The organism is Actinosynnema sp. NPDC049800 (assembly GCF_040656635.1).
GTDB lineage: Bacteria > Actinomycetota > Actinomycetes > Mycobacteriales > Pseudonocardiaceae > Actinosynnema.
Window position 1 is genome coordinate 34,627 of record NZ_JBFAMT010000038.1, and the last position, 15,758, is coordinate 50,384.

Sequence of the window (15,758 nt, forward strand, 5' to 3'; positions counted from 1 at the left end):
CGTGATCCCCACCCCCGGAGACGATCAGACCCGTGAGATCACGCTCGGTGACTCCCGCCAGCCTTCCACATGTGTCGGTATCGGAACAGACGGCCACCTGGGGGTTAGCTACGCCACTCCGACACGGCAATATTGGGGGTGAAGGGAGCACACCGTGCACACAAAGCCATCCGACCAGGGGACAGCGGCCATGGAGGACCCGGTCGCGCACCTCTGGCGGGGAACGGTAGCGCTACGCGTAGTGACGTTCCTGTTCGCTTTGGGCAACGTGATCGTCCAGCACAACTACTACGAGCGCCAGTGGCTCGCGTGGGCGACGATCGCGGCGATGGCCCTCTGGTCGGTGTTCACCATCCAGGCGTACAGCCGGGAGAGCGGGCGCCGGACGTGGATCGTGGTGGCGGACGTCGCGGTCACGTGCGGCCTGATGTCCCTCTCGCCGCTGATCATGACGGATGCTCAGTTCCTGTTCGACGTCCCGCTGATCACCACGATCTGGGCGGCCGGGCCGCCGGTGGCGGCGGGCGCGCTCGGCGGGCAGGTCGCGGGCGCGGTGTCCGGGTTCGCGGTCGGCCTGAGCACCTACCTCAACCGGGGCGGGCTCACCGTCGACCTGGTGCGGGACGTGGTCCTGTTGGCGGGCGCGGGTTTCGTGGTCGGCATGGCGTCGTCCACGGCGCGCCGCACGGCGGTGCGGCTGGCGCAGGCGTTGCGGACCGAGGCGGCCACGGCGGAGCGCGAGCGGCTGGCCCGGTCCATTCACGACGGTGTGCTGCAAGTGCTGGCCCGCGTGCGCAAGCGCGGCGCGGAGCTCGGCGGCGAGGCGGCGGAACTGGCCGAGCTGGCCGGTGAGCAGGAAGTCGCGCTGCGGTCGCTGGTGGCCGCCGCGCCGACCGAGTCCACCGTGGACGGCGACGCGGACCTGCGGCCGGCGTTGCAGCTGCTCGCCACGTCCCGGTTCCACGTGTCCACACCGGCCACCCGGGTGATGCTGCCCGCGGGCACGGCGTTCGAGCTGACCGCCGTGGTGCGCGAGGCCCTGTCCAACGTGGACAAGCACGCGGGCCCGGACGCGCGGGCGTGGGTGCTGCTGGAGGACCTCGGCGACGAGGTCGTGATCAGCGTGCGCGACGACGGCCCCGGCATCCCCGAGGGCCGGCTGGCATCCGCCGAGGCGGAGGGGCGGATGGGCGTCGCCCAGTCCATCCGGGGCCGGGTCGAGGCGCTGCGTGGGACCCTTGAGCTGCAGACGGGGCCGGGGGAGGGCGCCGAGTGGGAGGTGCGGGTCTACAGATGAGCGTGTCCGTGATGGTGGTGGACGACCACCCGCTGTGGCGCGACGGTGTCGCGCGCGACCTGGCCGAACGCGGTTTCGAGGTGGTCGCGACCGCGGGCGACGCCGCGTCGGCCGTGCGGATCGCCCGCGCGGTGCGTCCCGACGTGGTGCTGATGGACCTCAACCTCGGCGAGACGACGGGGGTGGAGGCGACCACGATGATCACCGGGTCGCTGGAGGGCACCCGGGTGCTGGTGCTGTCCGCGAGCGGCGAGCACAGCGACGTGCTGGAGGCGGTGAAGGCGGGCGCGTCCGGTTACCTGGTGAAGTCGGCGTCGGCCGAGGAGCTGGTGGAGGCGGTGAACCGGACCGCGGCCGGTGACGCGGTGTTCACCGCCGGGCTGGCGGGGCTGGTGCTCGGCGAGTACCGGCGGATGGCCGCCACGCCCGACGACGACAAGCCGCAGCTCACCGAGCGCGAGACCGAGGTGCTGCGGCTGGTGGCCAAGGGCCTGACGGCGCGGCAGATCGCGAACCGGCTGGTCATCTCGCACCGCACGGTGGAGAACCACGTGCAGTCCACCCTGCGCAAGCTGCAACTGCACAACCGCGTCGAGCTGGCGCGGTACGCGATCGAGCACGGGCTCGACGTCGAGCCGGAGGGCTGACCCATGACCGACCCCAGGGACTTCCGGGTGTCCGACGCCGAGCGGGAGCACGTCGTCGGCCTGCTGCAGAAGGCGATCGGCCGCGGCCTGATCACGCTGGACGAGTTCACCGAGCGCACCGACACGGCGCTGGCCGCGCGGACCCGCGGCCAGCTCAACGCCGTGCTGCTGGACCTGCCGGGCATGGTGCACAACGAGCAGGTGCTCGCCGTGCCCGCCGACCGGCAGGAGCTGAAGGCGACCATGTCGACGGTCAACCGCAAGGGCAACTGGACGGTGCCGCGGCAGCTCGTCGTGCGCAGCCGGATGGGGTCGACGGACCTGGACTTCCGCGAGGCGTCCATCCCGCACGCGGTGGTGGACATCGAGCTGGACGTGACGGCCGGTTCGGTGAAGCTGGTGCTGCCGGAGGGCGCGACGGTCAACGCCGACGGCGTGGAGCTGGCCGCGAGCAACCTGAAGGACAAGGTCGGCACGGGCGTGAACGGCCGACCGCACTTCGTCGTGCACGGCCTGGTGCGCGCGGGCAACGTGGAGATCAAGAAGAAGACCCGCTGGTTCCGGCACGCCTGACCCCGTCGTGCGCTCCGGCCGTCGCGCGGTGAGGATCGTGGGGTGCACTGCCTCGTCACCGGCGCGACCGGCTACCTCGGCGGACGGCTCGTGCCCCGGCTGGTCGCGGCGGGCCACCGGGTCAGGTGCCTGGTCCGCGACCCGCGCAAGCTGCGGGACGTGCCGTGGGCCGGGCAGGTCGAGGTCGTGCGCGGCGACGTGCTCGACCCGGCCTCGCTGGACGCCGCGATGCGGGACGTCGACGTCGTGCACTACCTCGTGCACTCGTTGAGCGATCCGGACTTCGTCGACGCGGACCGGCGTGCCGCGGAGAACACCGCGCGCGCCGCGGCGGACGCGGGGGTGCGGCGGATCGTCTACCTGGGCGGACTGCACCCGCCGGGCGTGGCGCTGTCGCCCCACCTGGCCTCGCGCAAGGAGGTCGGGGACGTGTTCCTGCGCGGCCCGGCGCCCGCGGTGGTGCTGCAGGCGGCGGTGGTCATCGGGTCCGGCTCGGCGAGCTTCGAGATGCTGCGCTACCTCGCCGAACGCCTGCCGGTCATGGTCACGCCGCGCTGGGTGCGCAACCGGGTCCAGCCGATCGCGGTGCGGGACGTGCTGCGGTACCTGGTCGACGCGGTGGGGCTGCCGGCCGAGGTGAACCGGACGTTCGACATCGGCGGCCCGGACGTGCTGACCTACCTGGAGATGATGCTCCGGTACGCGGAGGTGGCCGGGCTGCGCCGGCGGCGCGTGCTGCCGGTGCCGGTGCTCACGCCGCGCCTGTCCGCGCACTGGGTCAACCTGGTCACGCCGGTGCCGCGGTCGATCGCGTCGCCGCTGATCGAGTCGCTGGTGCACGAGGTGGTGTGCCGGGAGCACGACATCGAGGCGTACCTGCCGGGCGCGAACACCGGCTACGACCGGGCGGTGGCGCTCGCGCTGGCGAAGGTCCGCGACGCGGACGTGGAGACCCGCTGGTCGGGGGCGTCGGTGCCGGGCGCGCCCGCCGACCCGCTGCCGTCCGACCCCGACTGGTCCGGCGGCTCGTCGTACGTGGACGTGCGGGAACGGCGGACCGCCGCGTCACCGGAGCGGCTGTGGCAGGTCGTGGAGGGCATCGGCGGCGAGCACGGCTGGTACTCGTTCCCCCTGGCCTGGGCGGTGCGCGGGTGGCTCGACCGGCTGGTCGGCGGTGTCGGGCTGCGGCGCGGGCGGCGTGACCCCCGGCGCCTGCACGTCGGCGAGGCGCTGGACTTCTGGCGGGTGGAGGAGCTCGACCGGGGACGGCTGCTGCGGTTGCGCGCGGAGATGCGGGTGCCGGGGCTGGCCTGGCTGGAGCTGCGGGTCGCGGCGGCCGACGGCGGCGGGTCGACCTACCGGCAACGGGCGGTGTTCGTGCCGCGCGGGCTGGCCGGGCACGTGTACTGGTGGCTGGTGTGGCCGTTCCACGGGGTGGTGTTCGGCGGCATGGCCCGCAACATCACCTGTGAAGCTGAACTTACGAGTGAATTCAGAAAGTCCTGATGGACTGCACAAGAGGGTGGGAGCACACTCGCCCGCATGAAGGCACTGGTCAAGGCGACCGCCGGGCCGGGGTTGTCGTTGACCGACGTCCCGGACCCCACCCCCGGCACCGGTGACGTGGTGGTCCGGGTCCTGCGCACCGGCATCTGCGGCACGGACCTGCACATCGACTCGTGGGACGAGTGGGCCGCGCACAACATCAGCGCGCCGCTCGTGCTCGGGCACGAGTTCGTCGGCGAGGTGGTCGAGACGGGCGCCGCGGTGACCGGGGTGAAGGTCGGCGACCTGGTCAGCGGCGAGGGCCACCTGGTCTGCGGCACGTGCCGCAACTGCAAGGCGGGCCGGCGGCACCTGTGCGCCAACACCCGCGGCCTCGGCGTGCACAGCGACGGCGCGTTCGCGCAGTACGTGGTGCTGCCCGAGCAGAACGCCTGGGTGCACCGCGCGCCCGTCGACCTGGACGTGGCCGCGATCTTCGACCCCTTCGGCAACGCCGTGCACACCGCGCTGTCGTTCCCGGTCATCGGCGAGGACGTGCTGATCACCGGCGCCGGCCCGATCGGGATCATGGCGGCGGCCGTGGCCAAGCACGCGGGCGCGCGCAACGTCGTCATCACCGACGTCAGCGAGCACCGGCTGGACCTGGCCCGCAAGGTCGGCGTCGACCTCGCGCTCGACGTCACCGAGCGCACGATCGCCGACGCGCAGACCGAGCTCGGCATGTCCGAGGGCTTCGACGTCGGCATGGAGATGTCCGGCAAGCCGGTCGCGCTGCAGGAGATGATCGGCAACATGGCGCACGGCGGCCGGGTCGCCATCCTCGGCCTGCCCGCCGAGGAGTTCGCGGTCGACTGGAGCAGCGTCGTGCTCAAGATGCTCCAGATCAAGGGCATCTACGGCCGGGAGATGTTCGAGACCTGGTACTCGATGTCCGTGCTGCTGCAACGCGGCCTCGACCTGTCGCCGGTGATCACGCACCGGTTCGACTACACGGCCTTCGACGAGGCGTTCGCGACGGCGCGCGAGGGCAAGTGCGGCAAGGTCATCCTCGACTGGACGGGAGCTCACTGATGTACGGCGCGATGCGCGAGGACCTGCGGACCGGCCTGGACGAGATCCGCGCGGCCGGGCTCTACAAGGCGGAACGGGTGATCGGCACGCCGCAGAACGCCGCCGTGCGCGTCGGCTCCGGCGCCGAGGTGCTGAACTTCTGCGCCAACAACTACCTGGGCCTGGCCGACCACCCGCGGCTGGTCGAGGCCGCGCACGAGGCGTTGGACCGGTGGGGCTTCGGCATGGCGTCCGTGCGGTTCATCTGCGGCACGCAGGAACCCCACAAGGAGCTGGAGCTGCGGCTCTCGCAGTTCCTGGGCACCGAGGACACGATCCTCTACAGCTCGTGCTTCGACGCCAACGGCGGCCTGTTCGAGACCCTGCTCGGCGCGGACGACGCGATCATCTCCGACGAGCTGAACCACGCGTCGATCATCGACGGCGTGCGGCTGTCCAAGGCCCGCCGGTACCGCTACAAGAACCGGGACATGGACGACCTGGAGCGGCAGCTCAAGGACTCCGCCGACGCCCGCTACCGGCTGATCGCGACCGACGGCGTGTTCTCCATGGACGGCTACCTCGCGCCGCTGGACGAGATCTGCGACCTGGCCGAGCGGTACGACGCGCTGGTGATGGTCGACGACTCGCACGCGGTCGGCTTCACCGGCCCGAACGGTCGCGGCACGCCCGAGCTGTTCGGCGTGCAGGACCGGGTGGACATCGTCACCGGCACGCTCGGCAAGGCGCTGGGCGGCGCGTCCGGCGGCTACACCTCCGGGCGGGCGGAGATCGTGGAGATGCTGCGGCAGCGGTCGCGGCCGTACCTGTTCTCCAACTCGCTGGCGCCGTCGATCACCGCCGCCGCGATCGCCGCGCTCGACCTGCTCAGCTCGTCCGGCGAGCTGCTGACCAGGCTGCGCGAGAACACCGCGCTGTTCCGCTCGCGGATGACCGAGGCGGGCTTCGACCTGCTGCCGGGCGAGCACCCGATCATCCCGGTGATGATCGGCGACGCGGCCGAGGCGTCCCGGATGGCCGACCTGCTGCTGGAGCAGGGCATCTACGTGATCGGCTTCTCGTACCCCGTCGTGCCGCACGGCAAGGCGCGGATCCGGACCCAGATGTCGGCGGCCCACTCGACCGACGACGTGAACCGCGCCGTGGACGCGTTCATCGCGGCCCGCGACCGGATGTGAGGGCTCACTTCTTGCCGCCGGGGCCCCAGATGCCGGCGAACACGAGCAGGATCGCCGACACCAGGATCGTGAGGGTCACCACGACGCCGTTCATCTCCGGCTCGCCCGCCCGGGCGCTGGGCACGACGAAGCCGAACACGACCAGCACGAGCAGGCCGAGACCGGCGATGATCGATTCCGTGGCGCGGAGCGAACGCATGGCTCTTGGTACCGCACGCGGGCTGGGCGTGCACGTCGTGACGACGTACCCGTGATCGACCCACGACGGCTGCGGGTGCTGCGCGCGCTCGCCGACCACGGCACCGTGACGGCGGCGGCGCAGGCCCTGCACCTCACGCCGTCCGCGGTGTCGCAGCAGCTGGCCGCCCTGGAGTCCGAGGTGGGGCACGAGCTGCTGCGGCGGCGTGGCCGGCGGGTGTCGTTGACCGCCGCCGGCGAGCTGCTGGTCCGGCACGCCAACGCGGTGGCCGCGGAGCTGGAGCGGGCGCAGGCGACGCTGGCCGCGTTCACCTCCGGCGCGACCGGGCGGGTCGAGGTCGGCAGCTTCGCGTCGGCGATCACGCAGGTCGTCGCGCCCGCGCTGGCCGCGCTGCGGGTGACCGCGCCGGACGTGACGCTGCGGGTGCGCGACGTGGAGGGGCACGCCAGCGTGCCGCTGCTGCTCGACGGCGAGATCGACCTGGCGATCACCGAGGAGTACCGGCTGCGCACCGACGACCGGCGGCTGACCCGGTTCCCGCTCTACACCGAGCCGTTCGACGTGGTGCTGCCGCCGGCGCACCCGTTGGCCGGTCGGGCGGAGGTGGACCTGGCCGACCTCGCGGACGACGACTGGGTCGTGACGCTGCCCGGCAACCCGGTGCGCGACGTCGTGCAGCTGGCGTGCGAGGACGCCGGTTTCGCGCCGCGGATCACGCACACGTCCGACGACTTCCGGGCCATCGGCGCGTTGGTGCGGGCGGGCGCGGGGGTGGCTCTGGTGCCCCGCAACGCCGTGCGCGGTGTGCCCGTCCGCGGCACGGCGCCGTTGCGGCGGGTGGTCGCGGCCGTTCGCCGGGGCAGCGAGGACCACCCGTTGATCCAGCTGGTCCGGGACGCCCTGCTGGACGCCGTCGGTCAGTGAGGGGCGCGGGCCGCCAGCTTCGCCGACGCCGGGTCCGCCGCCGCCACCGCGCCGCGCGCCGCCAGCTGGCACAGGTCGAAGCTGGTCGAGGCGAGCTTCGCGCCCACGCCCGCCAGCGCCGTGTGGTTCATCGACAGGCTCGTCACGCCCAACCCGGTCAGCACGCACGCCAGCAGCGGGTCGGCGGCGGCCTCACCGCAGACGCCCACCGGCTTGCCCGCGGCCGTGCCCGCGTCGCCGACCAGCTTGATCAGCCGCAGCAGGGCGGGCTGCCACGGGTCGTTGAGCGCGGCCACCGCGCCGACCTGCCGGTCCGCCGCGAACACGTACTGGGCCAGGTCGTTGGTGCCGATGGAGACGAAGTCGACCGCGGCCAGCACCTCGTGGGCGCTCAGGGCCGCCGCCGGGATCTCGATCATCACGCCCGCGCGCCGGATGCCGGCCGCGCGCGCCCGTTCGGCGAACCACGCGGCCTCGGCGGCGGTGGCGACCATCGGCGCCATCACCGACACGTCGGCGTCGGTGTCGGCGGCCGCGAGCGCGATCGCTTCGAGCTGGCGTTCCAGCACGTCGGGGCGGTCGAAGGCGACCCGGAGGCCGCGCACGCCCAGGGCGGGGTTCGGCTCCGGCTCGGGCGCCAGGAACGGCAGCGGCTTGTCCGCGCCCGCGTCCAGCGTGCGGACCACGACGGGCTTGCCCGCGAACGGCGCCAGCACCGCCGCGTACGCCTCGCGCTGCTCGGCCACCGACGGCTCGGTCGCGGCGGACAGGAAGCAGAACTCGGTCCGGAACAGGCCGACGCCCTCCGCGCCACCGGCCGCCGCCGCGACCGCGTCGGCGGGGGAGCCGACGTTGCCGAGCACCTTCACCCGGTACCCGTCGCGCAGCACGCCGACGCCGTTCCACTCCGCCCGGCCCGCGACGTGCGCCGCGCGGACCGTGCCGTCGGAGGCCTGCACCACGCCGGTGTCGCCGTCCACGAGCAGGGCGGGCACGTCGAGGTCGAGCACGCCGCGGCAGGCGACCACGGCCGGGATGCCGAGCGACCGGGCCAGGATCGCGGTGTGCGAGGTGGGTCCGCCCTCCTCGGTGACCAGGGCCAGCACCTTGGCCGGGTCGAGGCCGGCGGTGTCGGCGGGGGCCAGGTCGCGGGCCACCAGCACGGACGGCGAGGCAAGCGACGGCACACCGGGCGCGGCCACGCCGAGCAGTTCGGCGACCAGCCGGTCTCGGACGTCGCGGACGTCGCGGGCCCGTTCGGCCATGTACCCGCCCGCCGCTTCGAGTGCCGTGATGAACCCGCCGGCGGCCTGGTGCACGGCCCGTGCGGCGGGCAGGGAGTCGGACGTGACCAGCTTCTCGGCCTGGGACAGCAACGCGGGGTCGGCCGCCATCGCCGCCGTGGTCTCCAACACGTCCTTCGCGTCACCGCTCGCCGCGGCGGCCCGTTCGCGCAACCGGGCCACCACGACCTCCGCCGCGGGCCTGATCCGCGCCGCCTCGGCCACCGGATCCGCCGGCGCGGGCCCGACCGGCGGTTCCCCCAGGGGCTCGGCGACCCGGACCACGGGCCCCGACGCCCGCCCGGAACTCACCCCGACACCACTCAGCCGCGCACTCGACATGGTCTAGACCATACCCTCAGGTCGACGGGACGTGAAGGACAAGCCAACGCCACCGACCCCGAACCCGCTACCCGGCCCGCGACATCGGCAGCCCGGCCACGGCAGCAGCGCCCAGCCACCCCAGCACACGCCCACCCCTGCCCTCGCCCCGCCTTCGCCCCGGCCGGAACCGGCCGAAACTGTGCGGAAGGGCTTCGCAGGGGTCCCCGCCAAGGGGATCCCTTGCTTTCATTCTGCCGGCGAGGTCCGACATTTTCGGGTGGTCGGTGGTGCGGGTTCATCCGGTTCGCAGTTGGGCCAGGGTCGGGTAGGAGGGTTGGGCGCCGGGCGAGGTCACCGAGTGGGCGGCGACGCGGGCGGCGAAGGTGGCGGCTTCCGGTAGTGACGAGTCGGACGACAGGGCGACCGCCAGGGCGCCGGCGAACGCGTCGCCGGCACCCGTCGTGTCCACAACGGACACCGCGGGCGCGCCGACCTCGACGACACCGGAGGGTGTGATGACGGCCGCGCCGCGGGCGCCCAGCGTGACCACGGCGGACTTCGGGCCCAACGCCAGCAGCCCTTCGAACGACGACGCCAGCGACGCCGCCTCGTGCTCGTTCACGATCAGCGGGTCCAGCAGCGCCATCGTCTCCGCGGGCACCTCGACCACCGGCGACAGGTTCAGCACCGGCCGGACGCCGTGGGACGCCGCCACCCGCACGGCGTGCGACACGGTCGGCACGGGCACCTCCAGGGAGCACACCAGCACCGACACGTCGTCCCAGGTCAGGGCGTCCACATCGGACACACCGAGGTCGGAGTTGGCGCCGGGGGCGACGACGATCGAGTTCTCACCGTCCGGCGTCACGGTGATGTAGGCCAAGCCCGTGGGCCGGGAGGACGTGCGCACGAAATCGGTCCGCACACCCGACGACGACAGGGAGGCCAACAACAACTCCCCGTACTGGTCCCCGCCCACCGCACCTGCGAACGCCACCGACGCGCCCAGCCGAGCGGCGGCCACGGCGGTGTTCGCGCCCTTGCCACCGGGCAGGACGACGGTGTCGCCGCCGAGCACAGTCTCACCGCCGGCGGGTCGGCGTGGCACCGAGACGACGAGGTCCGCGTTGGCCGAACCGAGCACGAGAACAGTCACGGTGGCACTGTGCCAGGTCCCGGCGTGACCGGTTCGGTACCGGGTTGAGTAGTGGTACGGATTCCGGATACACCGGATCCGGGCGACTCTGGTCACATGACCGGTACTGGGCAGGACCCGTTGACGAGGCTCGCGGACGAACTCGGGCACCTCGGCCGCCGCTTGGAGGCGGTGGGCCAGGAACTGCACCGGGTCGGCAGCGCCCAAGCGGTGACGACGTCGACCGCTCCGCTCGCCCCCGGCACGGCGGCCGCACCTACCTCCGGCACGCCCGTGACCAGCGCGCCCGTGACCAATGCGCCGGTGACCAGTGCGCCGGTGACGGGCGCGCCCGCGAGTGAGCCGACCGCGCCCGCCCCACTGCAGACCGAGCCGGCCCAGACCGCGCACGCTCCAGCCCAGACCGCGCACGCCCCGGCCCAGCCGGCCGCTCCCACCTACCCGACGGCGCCCCGACCGCCCGCCCACCCGAACGGCCCGGCGGCCTACCCCGCGCCCCAGCCCGGCTACGCACCACCACCGCAGGGTCCACTCCAGGGCCCGCCGCAGGGCTGGGGCCAACCCGCCCCGTACTGGCCACCGACCCCTCCGCCGCCGCCCGGCCCCACCCTCTTCGACCGCCTCGCCAAGGACGGCGCGGGCAGCAAGCTCCTCGCCTGGGTCGGCGGCGCGGTCACGCTGCTCGGCGTCGTCCTCCTCCTGGTCCTGGCCGTCCAACGCGGCTACCTCGGCCCCCTGCCCCGCGTCCTCGGCGGCGCCGCGCTCGGCGGCGTGCTGGTCGGCCTCGGCCTGTGGCTGCACCGCACCCCGGCCGGCCGCACCGGCGCGTTCGCCCTCGCCGCCACCGGCATCGCCGTGCTCTACCTGGACGTCATCGCCGCCACCTCGATCTACGACTACCTGCCCGAAGGCGGGGGTCTGGCCGCGGGCCTGCTCATCGCGGGCGGCGGGCTGCTGCTCGCGCTGCGCTGGGACTCGGCCGCCCTCGCCATCGGCGTGGTCGCGGCCTGCGCCGTGTGCGCACCCGTCCTCACGCAGGGGTTCACGCCGCTGCTCGTGGCGTTCCTGCTGGTCCTGAAGATCGCGGCGAGCCCGGTGCACCTCAAGCGCGACTGGCCGTGGCTCGCGGTCACCGCGGGCGTGCCGCCGCTGATCGCCTCGGTCCTGGTGATCGGCCGCACGGACGAGTACGCGCTGGCCGGGATCTCCTTGCTCGCCGCCGTGATCGGCGTGGCCGCCGCCGTGCTCACCATCAACGTCCGACCCGCCGACACCACCGCGCTCGCCCTCGCCGTCGGCTCGCCGCTGCCCGCCCTGCTCACCACCGCCGTCCTGGACCGCACCCTCGGCGCGGGTGTCGCCGGCGCGGTCGCGGTGCTGATGCTCGCGCTGTGGGCGGCCGGTCGGCGCTCGTTGCCGAAGAACTTCACCGCGGCCGTCGGCGCGGTCGGCGTGTTCGCGTTGTTCCAGGCCACGACGATCGCCCTGGACGGCGGCACGCGGGCCGCGGTGGTGCTGGCCGAGGCCCTGGCGCTGGCGTTCCTGGCCAAGGTCCTCGCGTCACGCGGTCCGCTGCTCGGCTCGCTCGTGTTCGGCGCCATCGGTTTCCTGCTCACCGTCGCGCACGCCGTGCCGCCGCGACTGCTGCTGGACGAACCGTGGCGCGTGGACAGCTCGGGGTTCCTGGTGTCCGGCATGCTGACCGCGCTGGTCCTCGGGGTGCTCGTGGTCGTGCTGCCGTGGGTCGCTTCGGGCCTGGGGATCCTGGGCAGGCACCCGTTCCCGTGGATCGTCACGGGTGTCGTCCTGCTGTACGCGGCGGCCGGTGTCGTGTTGTGCGGTGCGCTGCTGGTGTCGCAGGACGTGACCGGATTCCTCTTCGGTCACTCGATCGTGACGGTGTCGTGGACGGTCGCCGCGCTGGTGCTGCTGGTGCGCGGCATCGACCGGAAGTCCCTGCGGGTGGCCGGGTTGGTGCTGGTCGGCGCGGCGGTGGCGAAGTTGCTGCTGTTCGACATGGCCGCGTTGGACGGCATCGCGCGCGTGCTCGCGTTCATCGGCGCGGGCCTCGTCCTCCTGACGGCGGGCACGCGTTACGCCAAGCTGGTGGCAACTCGGCGAATTTCGGCTGATTCGTAGCTCTCGGGATCCAAAACGGCCCGGACTGCGTCAACCTGGTGTAGAGGTCTACGTCGTCGGGGTACGACCACCGGTGCTCCGGCACCGGCAGGGGTCCGGCGTCGGTCGTTTCGCCCCCCGAGCGACCGGCGCCGGGCGCACCGCCGCCGTTGCCGCCCGTCCCGCCGCCGCGGGCGGCAGCCCGACCCCATCACCCGGTCCGGCACCAAAAGGCACCCGTCCGTAGGACGAGGGTGGAACCCGACCGCGCGGCGGTGTTCCCATCCAGCCATGTGGGGACGACGACGCACCGCAGCCCTGGGCACCGCAGCCGTCCTCCTCGCCGCCGCGCTCTCCGCCGCCGGCCAGGAGCGGTCGCACGTCGTCACCGTCGCCGGCACACCCGCGCCCCGGGCCTACGTGATCACCCACGACGGCCGGGTGCAGGTGCTCGACACCACCGACGGCCGGGTCGTGGCGAGCGCCAACACCGGCGCGTGGACCACGGGCGCGGCGGTCGCGCCGGGTGGCCGGCGGGTGTACGTGGTCAACGGCTGGGCGGGCGTGATCACGGCGGTCGACCCGGTGGCGGGCAAGGTCGTCGGCCGCATCGACGCCCGCGCGCAGCTCGCGCAGGCGGTGCTGCGCCCGGACGGCGAACGCCTCTACGTCACCGGCAGCGGCGCGGTGGCGGTGGTCGACCCGTCGACGTTCCGCCTGGTCGCGGCGATCAGGGCGGGCGGGCAGCCGCAGGGCATCGCGGTCACGCCCGACGGCCGCCGGCTGTACGTGGCCAACGCGCAGGACGGCACGGTGAGCGTGCTCGACACCGAGACCGCGAGCCCGCGGACCACGATCGACGTCGAGGGGATGCCGCAGCACGTCGCGGTCAGCCCGGACGGCGCCGCGGTCTACGTCAGCTCGCTCGACGTCGGCGAGGGCGGCGGCACCGTCTCCATGATCGACGCGCGCACCGACGAGCTGCGCTGGTCGACGCCGGTCGGCAAGGGCGCGGGCAGCATCGCGGTCACCCCGGACGGCCGCCGCGTCTACGTGGCGCTCAACCGCCGCGTGGCCGTCGTCGACACCACGACCCGCGCCGCGAAGTCGTTGCGGCTCAGGGCGAAGGCGCTGGCCATCGCGCCCGGCGACCGCCGCGTGTTCCTGTCCAGCGGCAACACCGCGACCGTGCTGGACAGCGCCGACAACCGGGTGCTGACCACGTTCCAGCTCGGCGGGTTGAACGACGGTGGCCGCGGCGTCACCGCCACGGCCATCGCGTTCGAACCGGTCGACCACTCCTGAGACGCCGACCGACCGCCTAGACGTGCTGCGGCAGCCGCTCGTCCTCCACCGGCGCCTCCTCGTGGATCGCCATCCGCTCCTGGATCCGCCGCAACGGCCCCGGGGCCCACCACGCGGCGTCGCCGAGCATCTTCATCACGGCGGGCACGAGCAGCATCCGCACCACGGTGGCGTCCAGCGCGAGCGCGAGGATCATGCCGACGCCGACGAACCGCATCATCGTGATCTGCGAGAACGCGAACGCGCCCGTCACCACGATCAGCAGCAGCGCCGCAGCCGTGATCACCCGGCCGGTCTTCGCCAGACCGGTGGTCACCGCCTCCTCGGTCGACGCGCCGCGACCGCGCGCCTCGACCATCCGGGACAGCAGGAACACCTCGTAGTCCGTGGACAACCCGAAGACCACGGCCGCCATCAGCACCACGATCCCGGACTCCAGCGGCGCGGGCGTGACGCCGAGCAGCGACGCGCCGTGCCCGTCCTGGAACACCCACACCAGCACGCCGAACGTGGCCGACAGGCTCAGCGCGCTCATCACCACGGCCTTGATCGGCAGCAGCACGGACCCGAACGCCAGGAACATCAGCACGAACGTCGCGCCGACCAGCAGCACGATCATCAGCGGCAGCTTCTCGCCGATGGCGTCGAGGCTGTCGCTCACCATCGCCGTGCTGCCGCCGACGAGCACCTCGTCACCGGGCCCGGCGAGCGCCCGCACGTCCCGCAGCGCCTGCTTGGACTCGTCGCTCAACGCGTCCTGGTCCAGCCCGGCGTTGACCAGCCAGACGCCGTCGGCCGGCTCCGCCGCGACCTGCGCCTCGCCGACACCGGGCACCGCGGCGACGTCGCCGACGAACTCCTGCACGGCGGCGCGCGACGGGTCGCCGGTGATCACGATCTTGAAGCCGGAGTTGGACAGCGCGGCGAAGTCCTCGTTGACCGTCTCCGCGGCGACGCGCGCCGGGTTGCCCTCGGGCAGCACCTTCTCGGTGACCTCGCCGAACTTCACGCCGAGGAACGGCGAGCCGAGCGCGAGCAGGACCAGCACGATCGGCAGCGCGAACAGCACCGGCCGCTTCATCACCCGGGCGGCGAGCCTGCGCCAGCCTGCCTCGGACGGCACCTTCGGCTGGTTGCCCGCCCCACCCGCGGCCTTCTTGCGCCACGGCAGAGCGAGCTTGTCCACGCGGTGGCCCAGGACGGCCAGCAACGCGGGGAGCAGGGTGAGCGACACGACCGCCGCGATGGCCACCGCCGACATGCCGCCGTAGCTCAAGGACTTCAGGAAGCCGTGCGGGAACAGCAGGAGCCCGGCGAGCGCGATCACCAGCAGCGTCGCGGAGAACAGCACGGTGCGGCCCGCCGACATGACCGTCCGGCGCACGGCGTCCGGCGTGTCGCGGCCGGCGGCCAGCTCCTCGCGGAACCGGCCGACCATGAACAGGCCGTAGTCGATCGCCATGCCGAGGCCGAGCAGGCTGGCCACGTTGACCGCGAACGAGTTCACGTCGGCGACCAGCGAGACGGCGTGCAGCACGCCGAGCGAGCCCATGATCGCGAGACCGCCCACCAGCACCGGCAGCGACGCGGCGACCAGGCCGCCGAAGATGATCACGAGCAGGACGAGCACGATCGGCAGCGAGACGGCCTCGGCCTTGGTCAGGTCGGAGGCGGACATGTCGCTGATCGCCTTCTGGGTCGGCACCAGGCCGCCCACCTGCGCCTCCAGCCCGTCGACCTGGAGCCGGTCGGCGATCTGGTCGTACTGCTTGAGCTGCGTGTTCGAGTCACCCGAGGTCAGCGTGATCACGACGAGCGACTTGCCGCTCTGCGGCGACGGGAACGGCGGCTGCACCTTCAGCACGGCGTCCGCCGGGAGGTCGGCCAGCTCGCCGGCGATCTGCTGGAGCTTGGCGGGGTCGGTGGTGTTGTAGACCACCAGCACGTCGCCGCCCTGTCGGCCGAACGCGTCCTGCGCGACCTGGTTGGCCCGCGCGGCCTCGCTCGTCGGCGCCTCGTAGCCGCCCTGGCTGAGGCGGTCGAACACGCCGAGCCCCCAGATGCCGCCGACCACCGCCAGGGCCACCGTCGCGATCAACACCACCCATCTGCGGCGGTACGCCAGCGATCCCCACTTCGCGAACACGCGTCCTCCCAGGCAGATGGGTTACGGTTGG

General features: G+C 73.3%; 13 protein-coding genes. 9 read left to right on the plus strand and 4 right to left on the minus strand.

The genetic code is table 11. From position 1 onward, the window contains the following. The first annotated feature begins 190 nt into the window (after positions 1–190). The 6 genes from macS to AB0I91_RS31405 are packed head-to-tail and all read left to right on the plus strand — an operon-like array spanning position 191 to position 6,272. Entirely contained in the window at positions 191–1,297 is a 1,107-nt protein-coding gene (macS, locus tag AB0I91_RS31380; protein WP_498771444.1) for a MacS family sensor histidine kinase, read from the plus strand. Beyond that, entirely contained in the window at positions 1,294–1,944 is a 651-nt protein-coding gene (locus AB0I91_RS31385; protein WP_498771442.1) for a response regulator, read from the plus strand. Before macS ends, AB0I91_RS31385 begins: the two co-directional genes overlap by 4 nt. Before the next feature lie 3 nt (positions 1,945–1,947). Then, the gene (locus AB0I91_RS31390) at positions 1,948–2,517 is read left to right on the plus strand and encodes a DUF1707 SHOCT-like domain-containing protein (RefSeq protein WP_498771440.1); all 570 of its coding nucleotides are present in this window, start codon (positions 1,948–1,950) and stop codon (positions 2,515–2,517) included. A 42-nt stretch (positions 2,518–2,559) separates the two neighbouring features. Then, complete coding sequence (locus AB0I91_RS31395) at positions 2,560–4,023, plus strand: SDR family oxidoreductase (protein ID WP_499640214.1); 1,464 nt, start codon at positions 2,560–2,562, stop codon at positions 4,021–4,023. A gap of 36 nt (positions 4,024–4,059) precedes the next feature. Next, positions 4,060–5,094: an L-threonine 3-dehydrogenase gene (tdh, locus tag AB0I91_RS31400; RefSeq protein WP_498771436.1), complete on the plus strand. Its 1,035-nt coding sequence runs from the start codon at positions 4,060–4,062 to the stop codon at positions 5,092–5,094. After that, entirely contained in the window at positions 5,094–6,272 is a 1,179-nt protein-coding gene (locus AB0I91_RS31405) for a glycine C-acetyltransferase (protein WP_499607688.1), read from the plus strand. The genes tdh and AB0I91_RS31405 overlap by 1 nt, the downstream gene beginning before the upstream one ends. Positions 6,273–6,276: 4 nt before the next feature. Here the strand turns inward: AB0I91_RS31405 and AB0I91_RS31410 are convergent, their stop codons facing one another. After that, positions 6,277–6,471 carry a hypothetical protein gene (locus tag AB0I91_RS31410; protein ID WP_498771432.1) on the minus strand — a complete coding sequence of 65 codons (195 nt, stop codon included), beginning with the start codon at positions 6,469–6,471 and terminating at the stop codon, positions 6,277–6,279. A gap of 51 nt (positions 6,472–6,522) precedes the next feature. Here AB0I91_RS31410 and AB0I91_RS31415 point away from each other — a divergent pair, with 51 nt between their 5' ends. Then, positions 6,523–7,395, plus strand: coding sequence for a LysR family transcriptional regulator (locus AB0I91_RS31415; protein WP_498771430.1), 873 nt, complete (start codon positions 6,523–6,525; stop codon positions 7,393–7,395). Here AB0I91_RS31415 and ptsP read toward each other — a convergent pair. Continuing rightward, a complete protein-coding gene (gene ptsP / locus AB0I91_RS31420; RefSeq protein WP_498771428.1) occupies positions 7,389–9,020 on the minus strand; it encodes a phosphoenolpyruvate--protein phosphotransferase in 1,632 nt (543 codons plus the stop codon). The two genes, AB0I91_RS31415 and ptsP, sit on opposite strands and share 7 nt — an antisense overlap. A 277-nt stretch (positions 9,021–9,297) precedes the next feature. Continuing rightward, positions 9,298–10,158, minus strand: a complete 861-nt coding sequence (locus tag AB0I91_RS31425) for a ribokinase (RefSeq protein ID WP_499640216.1) — start codon at positions 10,156–10,158, stop codon at positions 9,298–9,300. A gap of 96 nt (positions 10,159–10,254) precedes the next feature. Between AB0I91_RS31425 and AB0I91_RS31430 the strand changes: the two genes are divergently transcribed. Together AB0I91_RS31430 and AB0I91_RS31435 are read left to right on the plus strand one after the other, a co-directional pair. After that, positions 10,255–12,297, plus strand: coding sequence for a DUF2339 domain-containing protein (locus tag AB0I91_RS31430; protein ID WP_499640218.1), 2,043 nt, complete (start codon positions 10,255–10,257; stop codon positions 12,295–12,297). Positions 12,298–12,567: 270 nt separating this feature from the next. After that, a complete protein-coding gene (locus AB0I91_RS31435; RefSeq protein WP_499607678.1) occupies positions 12,568–13,581 on the plus strand; it encodes an outer membrane protein assembly factor BamB family protein in 1,014 nt (337 codons plus the stop codon). A gap of 16 nt (positions 13,582–13,597) precedes the next feature. On the opposite strand, the gene AB0I91_RS31440 is transcribed toward AB0I91_RS31435, so the two are convergent. Next, a complete protein-coding gene (locus tag AB0I91_RS31440) occupies positions 13,598–15,727 on the minus strand; it encodes an MMPL family transporter (protein ID WP_499640220.1) in 2,130 nt (709 codons plus the stop codon). Positions 15,728–15,758: the final 31 nt, after the last annotated feature.

Excerpts from the sequence above, each read along its gene's own strand:
- macS (WP_498771444.1), top strand. The coding sequence starts at position 191 with ATGGAGGACCCGGTCGCGCACCTCTGGCGGGGAACGGTAGCGCTACGC.
- AB0I91_RS31385 (WP_498771442.1), top strand. The coding sequence starts at position 1,294 with ATGAGCGTGTCCGTGATGGTGGTGGACGACCACCCGCTGTGGCGCGAC.
- AB0I91_RS31390 (WP_498771440.1), top strand. The coding sequence starts at position 1,948 with ATGACCGACCCCAGGGACTTCCGGGTGTCCGACGCCGAGCGGGAGCAC.
- tdh (WP_498771436.1), top strand. The coding sequence starts at position 4,060 with ATGAAGGCACTGGTCAAGGCGACCGCCGGGCCGGGGTTGTCGTTGACC.
- AB0I91_RS31405 (WP_499607688.1), top strand. The coding sequence starts at position 5,094 with ATGTACGGCGCGATGCGCGAGGACCTGCGGACCGGCCTGGACGAGATC.
- AB0I91_RS31410 (WP_498771432.1), bottom strand. The coding sequence starts at position 6,471 with ATGCGTTCGCTCCGCGCCACGGAATCGATCATCGCCGGTCTCGGCCTG.
- ptsP (WP_498771428.1), bottom strand. The coding sequence starts at position 9,020 with ATGTCGAGTGCGCGGCTGAGTGGTGTCGGGGTGAGTTCCGGGCGGGCG.
- AB0I91_RS31430 (WP_499640218.1), top strand. The coding sequence starts at position 10,255 with ATGACCGGTACTGGGCAGGACCCGTTGACGAGGCTCGCGGACGAACTC.
- AB0I91_RS31435 (WP_499607678.1), top strand. The coding sequence starts at position 12,568 with ATGTGGGGACGACGACGCACCGCAGCCCTGGGCACCGCAGCCGTCCTC.